Below are 13,740 nucleotides of genomic sequence, written 5' to 3' on the forward strand. Positions count from 1 at the left end.
AGGCCATTTAAATCGGCAGTTATTAATTTTCAGGCAACAGCTAGATGTAAGCCCATGGCATGGATTACTTTATGGATGGTATTCCACTTTGGCTGGGTCTTGCCATTGAAGGTTTTATATAGGCTTTCTCGACTTAGCCCGGTGATTTCTGCAATATTAGCAACACCATGTTTTTTTACTAGGTGACCAAGAGCAGACACAAAGACGCTAGGATCATCATCTTCTAAGCAATCTTGCAAAAAGTCGTTTATTTCATCTTGAGTTTCCATGTAATCAAACGGATTAAATAGCGATGTTTGGTTAGTCATGAGTATCCTCCAACTGTTTGAGTAGTTCATGGGCTTTTTCGATATCTTGCTGTTGCGTGCCTTTGTGTCCACCATTTAATAGAAGAATGATTTTGTTATTTCGTATGGTGAAATAGACGCGATATCCTTTACCAACGAATATACGCATTTCTTGTACTGGTGAACCAACAACTTTCACGTCGCCAAAATTGCCATTTTCCGCCCGCATGATACGGATTAAGATGGTTTTTAGCGCGGTTTTGTCTTTCAGTTTTGATAGCCACTTGTCAAAGACGGACGTTTTCTTAATGGTATATTTCATCGTTGAATTGTAGCCTTTAGGATACATTAGTCAACAGGTCTTTATTTTATGCGTAACCGTTCTGCATGATTTAGATCGTGAGCTTTGGCAAATTAAACGGCTATGAGGTTGTATAGCGGGGCTTTTCGTTAGACAACATCGAGGATGTTATGGCGTAGTTTCGGTAGCCTGTCTTTACCTCTTATTCTTTTTTGAAGATGAAGCAGGGGGGATGCGGTATAGGGTCTGATGGTTCCGCCCCTCCCATCGGAGGAGGGGGAACTTGTTTTTTTCTAGTCGAAGTCAGTGAATACCGGTAGGCTATTCAAATCGACAGGACCTGCGATAGCACCATTTTTGATGGTGATAGTGGCAGGGCCGTAAGCATCGCCACTTGCTGTCGAAGCGTAGATTTTGTAGCTACCATCTTTAACATGTTTACTGGTGTACAAAATCGATGCGCCATCAGCAGTTGCGGTCGCTTCGATATCCGGTTGGTAGATTGAATCGGTTTCAATATAGAAATCGATGTAGGATCTGTCGGCTGAGAAGGCGACGGTTTTGTCGTAGTTGCTTGCAATATAACTAATGATATGAGTATCAAAGCCATTCGCCGTTTGCAGATCGGACAATGTGAAACTGATGCCTTTTTGTGTCATCAAATTATTGAATCGAGTGGCAAGTGCGGTGGTATCTGTCAGTACATCGTAGTCACCGTACAGATATAGCCAATCTTTCAGCGCAAAATCCGTGCCTTGATCTTGGATGGCTTGCAGCATGGTGGCGTAGTAACTGTATTGATCATAGCCGTCATAACCACTCTCTACTTCTAGACCAGCGGCCAAACTTTCTGCATAACTATTAATTAAGGCAGGAGAGACGACCGTTGAGCCTGTTGCGCTATAGAAGGTATCTTCAATTTCAGAAGAGAATATGTTCGCCTGAGAAGCCGCCAGCGTTGCCATTGCTTCTTTAATCCAGCGCATGGTGGTCGAGCTTGTGCTATAGGTTTGACCATTATCGACAGCGTTTAGATAAGCAATGTTATCACCTAATACGTGCGTCATTTCATGCAGCATCAATGGGTAGTCATAGGCAACGTTTGCGGTATAACCCACTTCAAGTGTGTCATAATCTAACGCTGATCCTTTAAAGCCCGAATCTGACGCTGTTTTCAAACATACTGTCCACGCAGCCGTGGTGATGGTGGTGTCGTTGGCTGCATCAATATCGAACATCTCTGCCGAAATAAGATCTTGCCACACCACTTCAGCCAATTGTGCCGCACGTATAGCGTTGCTTTCTGTTACCTCATAGCCGGTTTCAGTCACAATGTTGAAATGTTCAGTTTCTATTAGGTAGCTAGCCGCTGCTGCATTCTCACATAGAGCGGTATCACTATTATCAGCCACATTATAGCTGATAGCATCCATACGGCTGTTTAATGCTGAGACCTCACTGGATGTTGTACCACCACCTGATGATTTGTTTGATGAATCATCGCCACCACAACCGGTTAAAATAACGGCTAAAGCTGATGCCACAAGGGATAGCTTTATATTTTGATGTTTACGTAAAACCACTACGAATCCTTAAAATTTTTAATTGTTATTATTTGCGTTAAAAACGCACACAACCTTTATATTTGCAATCTGAATTTCTTGGCGCTGTAGATATAAGATAAGTTGATGTGTGAGTGGTTGATTTAAATCAAGGGGGGAATGTGTTAGAGAAATTAACCGCTAGGGTGGTGGAAAAAATGTGTGTCACCTCTGAGATTTTACCTATTGCTGGGCATGATTCGCAGTTTTGAGCTTATAAGTTGTCAAGATCGACCTCGACAAAGTCACCATTTTCATAGGCTTGTTGTGCTATTTTCATCAGTTCGATATTTTCAAGCTCTTCAACCATATGCTCATAAAGGACGACAGGCACAGCATAAAACGCTCCCTATAAATACGTTTAAAAGACTTTAATAAGGTCATTATAACGTCTTTAAAAATGCTTTCATGGTTTGCTCAGTATGTTTTGATGTTAACTTTTCGCCTGCTTAATTTACTTAGATAAGTGAGGTATTGGACAAGTTCACTCAACTGATCAGGGCTTCACTCAGGTCGATGATCGTTGAGAAATAGTCATCTTCCGTCACTGAGTCTGAAACTAAATTGGCATGGATCAATACTGGGTGGTAGGTGATCGCTGCTAATTTCGGTAGTTTATCGATTTTATTTTTTACTTTGGTGATGATGTCCTTACCGATTTCGTTGCTATATAACTTGCATTCACAGACATAAACTCTGTTTTTGGTCTGGATCAGTAAGTCTACCTGACAGCCCTGGCGACGAGTGGTGGTCGTTTGAGTGTAATAGTCAGCGAATATGACATCTTCGATTTTGACGGCTAACTTCGCGAGTACAAAATGCAGGTTGTTGTGTACCAAGTTTTCAAACTGTAGCCCTAACAGAGAGGGTAGGTTCTTTGGTACCCCATGATGGATTAATCCTGCTGATTGGCGATTCAACATCGCTCGAAAGTAAAAGGCGGTATAGTTATCACAAAGCCTGACCACACCTTTATTGCCTAGCTTGTTACTTTTGATATCCCAAGTCGATTGCTTTCTGATAAACCCCACTTCTTGCAGAACTTTAAGCGCATCTGAATAGCGCCCAGAGTAGGTTAAGTTCATTTTTTCGGCGAGTTCTCTGGGTTCGAGTAGGCGATCAGAACACCCAATTTCGGTGAGGATATTGCGGTAAAATCGATTCTCTTTGGAGAACAGATCCTGAAACATTTTTTCAAACTCATCAAACAGAAAGCCGCTGTTAGTAAAGGCAAGCCGTTCCAGATTGACTTCAGCGTTTTTACTGAGATCAATCTCTTCAAGGTAACGAGGAACCACCCCCAAAGCTGAGAGCAATTTGATTAAATCGAAACTCGGTATTTTATTAATACTGCTGCCAAAGAAAGTGGGTAAATCTTCAAGATGAAGCTCTTTAAGGTGGAGGGAAACGGACACTCGTCCCACAAACCCTTTATTCATGATGATGTTTTCTTCTATCCATGATGACAAAGAGCCGGACAAGATAAGCATAAACTGGCTTTTTTGTGTTAATTGATTTTCCCAGATTTCCCAGATGACATTCACTATGGTCGGTGATTTTGTCGCTAACCAGTTAATTTCATCAATGGCTAATATGGTGCGTTTTTGTGAACACATATCGGCGATAAAGGAGAAAAGTTCACGCCAGGTGCTATGAGGTGGCATATAGCTCAATGAAAACTCAGTTTTGACCTGCTCGGCATAAAGTTGGCGTTCATCGTTGTCGCTAACATCCGGATGCGGGGGCGAGGAGGTTAAATACCTTAAAATGATGTCTTTTTTTTGCCGTGGCAGTTCTTTGATTAAACGGGTCTTGCCAATTCGACGTCGGCCCCGAATCACATTAAGCGTACCTTTGGTTTTGTTGAAAGAGTTGAGCAGGGTTTCAATTTCTCTCTTTCTGCCAGCAAACATCAATCCTTCCTCTTATTGCAATATGATGATGTTTTATGTATAGCAAATAAAGTAACAAATTGAAATTTTTCTATACATAAAATGTGCATTATGCATATTTTATGTATAGTGATAGAGCGCGTTTTTACTATACATAAAATGTGCATTATGCATATTTTATGTATAGCATGATAGGAGAGAGCTCGTATTTATCCGTTGATCAGCTTAAGGTCGTTGTTTCGTTGCTTTTTTAGGTCGCAATAAAAGTTCTCATGCGAGCCAAGGCTCAACAGGTAAAGCCTTAATTCATTATCAACCCAAGAGTAACCGAGTAGCAGTTCTTGCTGGTTCACTTTGAATTTATGTACTCGCAAATGTGATAGGTCGCCTTTCTTTTGCTGCCCGATTTCCGGATTGGCAATAATCTTTTCTATTTCATCTTCCACTGCGCTGAGTTGTTTTGTTGGTAGTTTACTTAGCGCTTTGGTGAAGCGGCGGGCTTCAAAGACCTCAATTTCTCTTTGTTCTTCGCTCATATGGTTTCACCAACCCTTGTTTGACCTCTTCAGTCGCTAACAGTGATTCACGGACAAATTCATAGGAAAGATCTGGATTCTCCATCATGATTTTGCCTATTTTTGCCCAGTACTCTATCTGCATAGGTACGGAGCGATTTTCAGCGATCCCGTAAGCTTTGGCTTCGGAAACAAAGTCATCATTTAATCGAACACTGGTTGCCATTGGTCAATCTCCTATATAGTGTGATTTGATTATAGGCATAATGGCGCACAACGCAATCATTTGTCGCATTGTCTTGCTTGCCACCTATTCAACATCTAAAGTAAAAAATTTAAGCTATTTTACCTTTCTGAAGAGTATGTTTTTGCCCATTACTGGACATATTTCGCAATATAATCTGTTTGTTTTTCTTATAGTTTCTGAGAGAGTTTCGAACGAGACAGAGGGGCACTGCTGATGCAACTTATCCACCATGGCGGCAAAAATACGGTGACGGGTTCGTGTCACGAACTGGTGTTTGGTGACCGTTCCATTCTTATTGATTGCGGTATGTTTCAAGGGGCGGATGAGCAGCAACTTGTGGAACCCTTTCCGTTAGATAATGTGAAAGCGTTAGTGCTTACTCACGCGCATATCGACCATATTGGTCGCTTGCCCTGGCTTATTGCTCAAGAATTTAATCAACCGATCTACTGCACTAAAGCAACCGCAGAGCTGGTGCCTTTGATGCTTGATGACGGGCTTAAAATTCAGCAGGGGCTGACGTTAGAGGCTCGCAAACCGATCATAGAAGCGATAACTCGCTTGCTGCATCCGGTCGATTATTACCGCTGGATTGATGTTGATACTTTCCGTTGTCGCTTTAACCCTGCTGGGCATATTTTAGGTTCCGCCTATTTAGAAGTGGAACAGCCCAATCAGGAATTAGTGGTGTTTTCCGGCGATTTAGGTCCAAGCAATACGCCTTTGTTGCCTGATCCTGTGTCTCCTAAGCAAGCTGACTATCTGGTTATCGAAACCACGTATGGTGATAGCAAGCATGAAGGGGTAGAGCATCGCTCGCAGCAGCTTAAAGCGATCATCGACCGTTCGTTGGTTGATGGTGGCACAATTCTCATCCCCGCTTTTAGTGTTGGCAGAACTCAAGAGCTGCTGTTTGATATCGAGCAACTGATTTATCAGCATCAACTTGATGCTAAATTGCCGATTATTCTTGATTCGCCAATGGCACAAAAAGTCACTTTGTCTTATCAGAAATTTCGCAGCCTGTGGGGAGAAGAAGCCAAGCAGCGTTTGAAAATGCATCGTCATCCTTTGGCGTTTGAACAGTGTATTACCGTTGGTGATCATCAGGCTCATCAAGAATTGGTCAATCGCTTAGCTTCAACCGGGGAGCCTGCGATTGTCGTCGCCGCGTCGGGCATGTGCGAAGGTGGGCGAATCATGGATTACCTCAAAGCGCTGTTACCCGATGAGCGCACCGATGTGATCTTCGCCGGTTTTCAAGCCGAAGGCACACTGGGCAAATGTATTCAGCAAGGCAACAAGACAGTTTGGATCGATGAAGAGGAAGTGTCAGTGAACGCTCACATTCATAGTATGTCAGGTTATTCGGCTCACGCTGACAGTGATGATTTGCTGAAGTTTGTTGCAGGGATCCCCGTTAAACCTAGACAAGTTCATTTTATTCACGGCGAAGGTGACGCTAAGCTGGCGTTTGCTGCGTTATTACGTAGTAAAGACTATGAGGTGGTGGAGTGAATGATTTTTCCTGTCATTGTGGAAAATGCGTGGGTCTCACTGGCGTCATCCTGGAAAATGCGTAGCATTTATCCGGGATCTGGTTCTTGTCCATGTGGTGGAGTTCAGATTCCTGCCTTCGCAGGAATGACGAAAAAATAAGCAGGAGCGATGAAAAAACAAGCAGGAGCGATGAAAAAATAAGCAGGAATGGTGAAAAATCAGCAGGGGCGACTGACTGTAGAAGTGTAGCCGTGACGAGTGGTGCCGAATGATGAGAAATAGAGGTAATTTTTGTGATTTCTGACAAGCAGCCATGTGTTTATATTCTTTCTTCCAGTAATAAGAATACTGTGTATATCGGTGTTACCAGTTGTTTGCCTAAGCGAATTTGGCAGCATAAAAATGGATTTGTTGAGGGTTTTACTCAACGATACCGAGTTCATTATCTTGTTTATTATGAAGTACATGACAACATGGAAAGCGCGATTGTTAGAGAAAAGCAACTAAAACGATGGAAAAGGGCATGGAAAAACAAGTTAATTTCTAGTTTTAATCGTGGTTGGCTTGACCTATCAAGCAGTATTTAACCTGCCATATGACGTGGGTGATTTATAATCAGTTCCCTAGGTTTGATTCTGGTGATGGAATACGGAACAACTGGTCTCAGGCTTCCATTGAAGTGACTACTTCTCTAACGAATGCTATAAAGTCGTTTTAATGATTATCTAAAACGGCAATCACAATACCCAAATTGAGATTTTGGTAGTCATGCACCGCGATATTGCGTAATCCCACCATTTTTTGCATCGAGTTTGATAGTTGAGGACTTAATGCCTGCATTCTTTCTAATTGTACAAATGAATCTCGGCTGCTTTGCGGGATAGGACCGTTGTTTAATTTTAGGTAACGGTTAGCGATATCAATTGAGGCTTCACATAAACGTTGTAGGTTCAGGATCACTGAGTCTTGCTTTGTGACGTTTCTTCTTAACTCCTCGTGATCGTTTTGATATTCCTCTGCAATACGTTTTAAACAGCGTTCGATGATAGATATTTTATTGATAATCACGTCATCCATAAATGTTTCCTTAACGGTTTGTTTCTATCCAACGTTGTTTGAATGCATCAAGGTTGCCTTGCCTGCTAAATTGTAAATCCTGGTACATTCTATAGGTATCTGTTTCGAATGACGGCGCTTTATTATTGCGATCCAACAATAATTGGCCTTCCTGAACAATTTGCATACGGAGTACGGTGTTGCAATCCATGAGATTGATTAAGTCAACATCTTTGCCTAATTGTGCAGCCATATGTTGAGCCCATTGCCAGATTGTTTCTGCTGTTACTGGTGCATGGGGGAGGATAGCTATATCAATATCACTATGCTTATTTGCTCTATTTATCGCATGAGAACCAAACAGATAGGCCAGTTCGATATCTTTGCCGACAACGTGTTCTAATGTCTCGACTATCTGAGCAATACTTATGTTCATGCTGAGTTTCTAAATGATTGGGTTATAGTGATTGTAAAGCGTTGGATAGGGGTTGGCTAGTTGAAGTGCATAATGTGACTCTCCCTCTGAGTTGAAGGAAGGAGAACCAGTCCTCCCTTTTGGCAAGGGAAGGCTGGTAGGGGTGTTTTTGAATTAACAGCTTAATGGCTAATCAACTGAAACTCTGATTTAGTCAAAATGGCATCTTCTAACGCAGATAATCCCAAAGAGCTGTAACCGTAGAAGTTAGGTGTCAGCGTTTGGCGTAGTGCTTGTGCCGATTCTGTCACATCGTCGCCAAGGGTGAGTTTGTCGACCAAGGTTTCCAGTAATTTATGCTGGGTGTTGCCGAGTTGTTGCTCAAATTCAGAGTAGCCACTAACGGATGTATACAGGTTAGTAAACTCACCACCGGCATTTTCTTCGATATAGTAAGTCAGAATTCGCGATAGCGATGCGCGTAAGTCGCTGACTTCTTCTTGATCGGCAATCGGTGTGGTCAGTAAATCACTGCCACCTGCGGAAAGTGACGTGTCTGGCATAAAGCCTTGATTTGGGAAAATAAGATAGGCAGCAATCGCGTCATCTTTAATGACCGCAGATAAAACAAAGCGTTTATCCAGGTAATATTTGATCAAATCGCCATCGGTAGAGCGTTTGATATAGACCGGTGCGCCAAGCGCTTCGTCTAATACGTCGGCGGATGCGCGCACGTAAATTTTCGCGAGCTTTTCCTGCGACGGAATATCGGTGAACTGAGAAAGAGAGAAATCATAGATTTTCTCTAATGCATCGGTACTGTCATTAAAGCTACCGAGCGCAATGGCGACAATCGACACCAGTGCAATGGCTCGTCCCCAGTGCTCTTTTAGTGACGCTTTTTCGCCACTTTTTGCTGCTGAGTTTGACTCATCAATAATTTGTTCTGTTTGCGACATGTTAACCCTGCACTTGTTCTAATTTATCGACGATAGCTTGTTTGCCATCTTTTAATACGTCTTCCACATGATCTAATGAATCCTGCCCCAGCAGTTCCAAGATGGGTTCTTTGTATTGCATGCCGATGTAGATACCTGAAACGACAAGTAATAACGAAATAATACGTAACATAGTTCACTCAGCCTCTTTCTAAATTTTCGGTTTTTCTGCCTGATAGAGCGCCATCCGTGAAGAAACTTTCTTTAAATAGTTCTTCGTTTCGTCGTAAGGCAGGTTATTGATTAATTGTGTGTAGACTTGCTCTGGCGTCATGTCATTAATCTTTTCTGCGGCGGTATTGATGTTGGTTGAGCGGTTTGAATTAAACGCTCGCGCTACGTTACCTGCGCCGGTGTTGTAAGCTGCGATGGTGCAGTACAAACGGCTTTGGTCATTTTCAATATTTTTTAAATACTTAGAGTTCAGTATGTGTAAGTAAGCGGTGCCCGTTTCCACATTGACTGGCGGCTGATACAGATCGGCCACTGCCATGGGTGCATCAATATTACGTACTTGTTTGTTGACATCTCGCCCTGCTGAAGAGGGCACGATTTGCATCAAACCGAATGCAGGAACGTGAGATTTTGCATCAGGGCGGAATGCCGATTCACTATGCATAATCGCCATGACCAGCGCAGGGTCGACAGACCATTTGTCACTTTCTTGCAATGCCATTGGCTGATATTCACTTGCTCGCTTAGCAAGGCTGTTGTTTGGCAAATTGATTTTGTAGCTAATGACTTTCTTAGGTGCGGTTTGAGCTACAGTCGCATTTGCAGCAGGCGTTTCGAGCGGCGTTTCTTGTATCAATGCTTCAGTTGATTTCTCTTTTGCTGGTCGCTTCTCTGTTAGGGGCTTCTCTGTTAGCAGAGCAGTTGTTGGCTTTTGCTCTGCAACTGATGATTGCGGCAAGCCCGATGCTTGTGAATCCGCCACAGAAACCATGCCTAACTCTTCACGCTTGGATTGATACAGTTTGTTGATCACTGCCATACGCTTTTTGGCTTCATCGATCAGCGCCATTTTTTTACCGTAGGCTCTTTGATAGATAAAGTCGTCCGGTATGCCGGTGTTGGCCGCGATTAAGCGTTCAGCCTGCACGTCGTATTCGTTCATTTGTTGCTGCGTTTGCGCAACAATAAATGATTTTTCCTGATCTTCGCGTTGTGGCGAGTAATCAACCGCTTCTTCTGTCACCTGTGCGTTGCTGACATCAAAAGTGGCTCCGTCAGGCAGTTGGGTATTGGTCAACTGTTGTTTCGCTTGATCTTCAGAGACAGAGGAATCAACCAACACTGAAACCGTGGCGGTATTGTTATCGTAGTCGATAACTTTCTTCACTGTGTTGTCTGAGCTGTATTCAACATCCGTTGCTTTGTCAGAGATCTCAGCGCTGCCCCATTGATTGATGAGTGCTTGTCTTTGCTCGTCTAAATCTTTTGTATAGTCTTCGCGCCACTGTTCATATTCATCTAAGCGTTGGTTGATATAGCCAATGAACTCTTGGTTGATCTCATCTTGAGAACGATTCGCTTTTTTTGTTGCTTGATCGAGCTCGGCAAAAGCACTGTCGCTACTTTTTGTATAAGTGTCCGTTGCATAAGCGTGGGTGGTAAAAGCTAAGCTATAAAAGGAGATGAGTGAAAGGGCAATGGTTGTTTTTTTGAATAAGCGCATGCAGATTTCCTAGCCAAGGAGAGCAGGGAAGCGAGGCTTCCCTGTTAAGTTTACTTACATAAATCTTAGTACTTACATAGATTTCAATGCTTACATCGTTTTCAACGAGTTAAGGGCGCTGGTTAAATCTTCAGCCGCTTTTTCACTATTGAACTGCTTCCATAAGCTTTCTTCTTTTGAAGCGCTATCAACTACTTGGTTGACGTTTGCCTGGTAGGCTTCTTTATCCATACCAACCAGAACGTATAAGCCGCCAGTAGGGCTGACTTGGCTCACAATCAGTTTGCTGTTAGATAGGCTACGAGTTACCACGTTTTTAGTGACGTTCTCAAACGTTTCCATCACGTTTTCGATTTCACCTTCGGTAGTCGAAGTGCTTACTGAGCTTTCTACTGCTTGCTTGAACATGTTGTTCACATCAGTTTGGAACTGAGAGGCAAGTTGTACACGAGCATCGTTGATGGCCACTTTGCGCATTACGCTCATGCCCGCTGCGCTTTTCTTCGCATAACCCATTGCGCCTGCGGCTAAATCTGTTGGCATTACGTCACAGATCCATGCTGGAGCTTCAGTGGTTGGTGCGTCAGGGAAAGTGCATTGCGCAAATTGCTGCGCTTGTTCAACGGTTTGATTGCTTGAACACGCTGAAACAGAAGCCACAATCGCCGCTAATAGTAGAGCCTTTTTCATGGTTTATAGTCCTGCTTTCTTCATGGTTTCTTGTGTGTGGCATTCAAGGTCAAGTAAGCCTGAACATGCTGAATCATGTACCAGTTTCGCTGCATCACCTTTTTGCACTTTAAGTGCGGTTTCTTCGTCAATGCCAACCCAAGAGTATTTCGCTTTGATGCCATGATCAGGGATGTTGACCACGGTACCTTCACCAACCGCAAATGTTTCCAGCTCACCTTCACTGTTTTTCAGGATTTTAGAGAAAGCAACTTTGGCATTTGGCTGCACGTTCTTATCTGAGCCGATAGCAATTTTAACCATGCTGCCTGCTTCACATTGACGAAGTTCCATAATTGGAGCACTTGCCGCCAGTAGCGATTTAAGCTCAGAACTGTAGTTGACCGCTTCTGCGGCAGCTTTACTTGCTAAACCTTCGTAAGTCGCGTTCGAGATTGGGCAATCAGATTTATTGGTATCTGTTGTCATTGACTCGTCGCCTTTCAGCTCGATACGTTTAACCAGTGCCATGTCTGGTAAGGTGACGATTTTAGCCACTGCGGTAAAATCAACATCAAACTTACAACGTGCCGGAACAAACATATCTTTGCCAGTGAGTAGGTTGGTCGCGGTATGTGCTTCGGTATGTTTGTATGACAGATCGCTGCTGGTGATTTCTGTGATAACTGCGTAATCGGCAATTGGCACGCCTTTGGTGTTGTAACGACCACTTTGCTCAGCAAGTTTAATTTCTTTGGTCAGCTTGTTGGCGATCTTGCGATCGACAAGTTGAGTACCGGTATCAGTCACATGTGTTTCAAGCGCATTACGAACCACAGACTGTAGTTTGTTCTTTGCACTGTCTTTAAAATCAAGATCAACAGGCAGTACGATCACTTTGATCTCTTCACTGTTTTTCGCTGGGACTTCTGCCTGAGGAATATTCACTACTGTATCTGGTGTACAAATCTTATCTGGCCCAGTCATCATACAGCCTGATAATAGCGTAGTTAATCCTAGCGCCACCGCACTTTGTTTAAACATAATAGACAACTCCATATTGTTGTATTTTAGTTATTTAATTCCAAGGGAGTTCCAAAGCCCCTGGTTTCCGACGATTTCAGAGAAATGTCGTTGTGCACCTTCTTTTGATAGCGCGTAATTAGATAGGGAATTTCCACTAGAGATGATTTCATTGCTCGCTAATGTATTTCCTTTACGACCTTGGAGTTTGAGGGTCGTTAATTGCGTCGATACGTAGGCATTACCCACTCTGCTTTGTCTGAGTTCGGTGTCCATACGTAAAATGTGCGTGACTTGCGATGAGTTTTTCGCTGTTGTTTTAAGTCGTTCTGTTGAAAACTGGTCGGCAAGAAGTTGTGCGGATTTTTGATCTGAGCTTGAATGGATGAAACGGATAACCAAATGGGACTGAACTTCAGCGATTTTGCTTATCAGTGCCGTTACCGAAGGTGCCGCAGGTATGTCAGCGACATTCATCGATTGCAACATTGCCTGTCGCACGGAAATCAACTCAGCCTGATTGGTGAGCTCGCGGTTTTCAAGCCACCAAATAAGCTGATCCTGATGCTGAAACTTTGCTATCTGCTGTTCGGCTCTGGTATTGGTTTGGCGAATGTCCGTTTGTAGCTGGTTGATCACCGATTCGCGCTTCACTTTCGCTTGTACGTAATAACCAATATCGTTTTTATCCACTAGCGGGTATTCGATATCGGTAAAGGTCACCGTCGCTGTTTTGCTGTTGATCTTGTTGTCGACCAGTGAACTGGATGAAGAGTTGGCATTTTGAGTTTGATAAACATCGCGCGAGGCAAAGGTAGAATCAATTTGAGTCCAAAGCTGAGCATTGATTTGGCTAAGTGCGGATTTCTTTGCTTGATCTAAGCTGCGCCCTTGTCCGACAGAAACAAGATAAGCAGGATCATTGGTTGGAGGAGCGTTATACCAATCAGGAGCACTTGTTGATTGACAAGCCAATAATGTGAAACTCAGTGAGCACACAAGAATTATCTTGTTCATTGACAGCATTAATATGATTACCGTTATTTATCTATATGTGTAGGCTCATATCTTATAGTTATTGTTTTGGATATAAATTTATTTTTTGGTATAAGTTCACATTTCTATGACAACGATCAGGTTTTTGTCTCAAAAAGTTTGCAAATGGTCTATATTTGATTGTTTTTTGTTCGATTGTGTACGTTTAGGGAATGTTTTTTAGGCTTGAATGGTTTGGTTTGATGTTTTGCTGACATGGAGTTGACATAACAAAGAGCCGTTCCTGCTCGTTTTTTGTTATTCCTGCTCGTTTTTTCGTCATTCCTGCGAAGGCACTGAGGGATCCCCATTTATTGGAGTGGTCGACTTATTATTGAAGGGTAACCTATCGATAAAGCGGCCACTCCATTTCGAAACCATTGAAGTACACGCCTCAAAGGCGTGTCTTTTAAAATATTCTTCGCCAAGCTAAGGAATGATAAAACCCTCTTTGTTTTTAGTGAGTTAGCCTGATATCTATAGTGCTGATTCTGTCTTTCTGCTTCAAAACCAACTATCCAAA

Annotated in this window: 16 protein-coding genes and 1 pseudogene; 2 read left to right on the forward strand and 15 right to left on the reverse strand. The window is 42.9% G+C overall.

Features of this window, described 5'->3' with window-relative positions; translation table 11 throughout:
* Window positions 1–29: 29 nt before the first annotated feature.
* The 6 genes from ACK5MF_RS05960 to ACK5MF_RS05985 all read right to left on the reverse strand — a co-directional run bounded on the left by ACK5MF_RS05960 (window position 30) and on the right by ACK5MF_RS05985 (window position 4,822).
* Window positions 30–308: an addiction module antidote protein gene (locus ACK5MF_RS05960; RefSeq protein WP_416920312.1), complete on the reverse strand. Its 279-nt coding sequence runs from the start codon at window positions 306–308 to the stop codon at window positions 30–32.
* On the reverse strand, window positions 301–609 hold the full coding sequence (locus ACK5MF_RS05965) for a type II toxin-antitoxin system RelE/ParE family toxin (RefSeq protein ID WP_416920313.1): 309 nt from the start codon (window positions 607–609) through the stop codon (window positions 301–303). The genes ACK5MF_RS05960 and ACK5MF_RS05965 overlap by 8 nt, the downstream gene beginning before the upstream one ends.
* A 272-nt stretch (window positions 610–881) precedes the next feature.
* Window positions 882–2,171, reverse strand: coding sequence for a hypothetical protein (locus ACK5MF_RS05970; RefSeq protein WP_416920314.1), 1,290 nt, complete (start codon window positions 2,169–2,171; stop codon window positions 882–884).
* Between the two features lie 506 nt (window positions 2,172–2,677).
* The gene (locus tag ACK5MF_RS05975) at window positions 2,678–4,102 is read right to left on the reverse strand and encodes an AAA family ATPase (protein WP_416920315.1); all 1,425 of its coding nucleotides are present in this window, start codon (window positions 4,100–4,102) and stop codon (window positions 2,678–2,680) included.
* A 188-nt stretch (window positions 4,103–4,290) separates the two neighbouring features.
* Entirely contained in the window at window positions 4,291–4,617 is a 327-nt protein-coding gene (locus tag ACK5MF_RS05980; protein ID WP_416920316.1) for a type II toxin-antitoxin system RelE/ParE family toxin, read from the reverse strand.
* A complete protein-coding gene (locus ACK5MF_RS05985; RefSeq protein ID WP_192015079.1) occupies window positions 4,592–4,822 on the reverse strand; it encodes a TA system antitoxin ParD family protein in 231 nt (76 codons plus the stop codon). The genes ACK5MF_RS05980 and ACK5MF_RS05985 overlap by 26 nt, the downstream gene beginning before the upstream one ends.
* Before the next feature lie 234 nt (window positions 4,823–5,056).
* Between ACK5MF_RS05985 and ACK5MF_RS05990 the strand changes: the two genes are divergently transcribed.
* Window positions 5,057–6,361 carry an MBL fold metallo-hydrolase gene (locus ACK5MF_RS05990; RefSeq protein ID WP_416920319.1) on the forward strand — a complete coding sequence of 435 codons (1,305 nt, stop codon included), beginning with the start codon at window positions 5,057–5,059 and terminating at the stop codon, window positions 6,359–6,361.
* 275 nt (window positions 6,362–6,636) lie between these two features.
* Window positions 6,637–6,930 carry a GIY-YIG nuclease family protein gene (locus tag ACK5MF_RS05995; RefSeq protein WP_416920321.1) on the forward strand — a complete coding sequence of 98 codons (294 nt, stop codon included), beginning with the start codon at window positions 6,637–6,639 and terminating at the stop codon, window positions 6,928–6,930.
* 127 nt (window positions 6,931–7,057) lie between these two features.
* On the opposite strand, the gene hepT is transcribed toward ACK5MF_RS05995, so the two are convergent.
* From hepT to ACK5MF_RS06040, 9 genes and pseudogenes are all read right to left on the reverse strand, one after another.
* Window positions 7,058–7,420, reverse strand: coding sequence for a type VII toxin-antitoxin system HepT family RNase toxin (gene hepT, locus ACK5MF_RS06000; RefSeq protein ID WP_416920323.1), 363 nt, complete (start codon window positions 7,418–7,420; stop codon window positions 7,058–7,060).
* 10 nt (window positions 7,421–7,430) lie between these two features.
* The gene (gene mntA, locus ACK5MF_RS06005) at window positions 7,431–7,835 is read right to left on the reverse strand and encodes a type VII toxin-antitoxin system MntA family adenylyltransferase antitoxin (protein ID WP_416920325.1); all 405 of its coding nucleotides are present in this window, start codon (window positions 7,833–7,835) and stop codon (window positions 7,431–7,433) included.
* 161 nt (window positions 7,836–7,996) lie between these two features.
* Entirely contained in the window at window positions 7,997–8,773 is a 777-nt protein-coding gene (locus ACK5MF_RS06010; RefSeq protein WP_416920327.1) for an ETEC_3214 domain-containing protein, read from the reverse strand.
* 1 nt (window position 8,774) lies between these two features.
* Window positions 8,775–8,945, reverse strand: a complete 171-nt coding sequence (locus ACK5MF_RS06015) for a hypothetical protein (protein ID WP_416920329.1) — start codon at window positions 8,943–8,945, stop codon at window positions 8,775–8,777.
* 18 nt (window positions 8,946–8,963) lie between these two features.
* Window positions 8,964–10,490 (reverse strand): transglycosylase SLT domain-containing protein, encoded by a 1,527-nt coding sequence (locus ACK5MF_RS06020; RefSeq protein WP_416920331.1) that lies wholly within the window; start codon window positions 10,488–10,490, stop codon window positions 8,964–8,966.
* Between the two features lie 90 nt (window positions 10,491–10,580).
* Window positions 10,581–11,180, reverse strand: coding sequence for a hypothetical protein (locus ACK5MF_RS06025; protein WP_416920333.1), 600 nt, complete (start codon window positions 11,178–11,180; stop codon window positions 10,581–10,583).
* 3 nt (window positions 11,181–11,183) lie between these two features.
* On the reverse strand, window positions 11,184–12,203 hold the full coding sequence (locus ACK5MF_RS06030; protein WP_416920334.1) for a hypothetical protein: 1,020 nt from the start codon (window positions 12,201–12,203) through the stop codon (window positions 11,184–11,186).
* 30 nt (window positions 12,204–12,233) lie between these two features.
* Window positions 12,234–13,199 (reverse strand): LPP20 family lipoprotein, encoded by a 966-nt coding sequence (locus tag ACK5MF_RS06035; RefSeq protein WP_416920336.1) that lies wholly within the window; start codon window positions 13,197–13,199, stop codon window positions 12,234–12,236.
* Window positions 13,200–13,528: 329 nt separating this feature from the next.
* Window positions 13,529–13,740: pseudogene (locus ACK5MF_RS06040) on the reverse strand (hypothetical protein); the annotation flags it as partial.

Origin of the sequence: Vibrio sp., assembly GCF_047973365.1 — a bacterium.
In the GTDB taxonomy this organism is placed as follows: domain Bacteria; phylum Pseudomonadota; class Gammaproteobacteria; order Enterobacterales; family Vibrionaceae; genus Vibrio.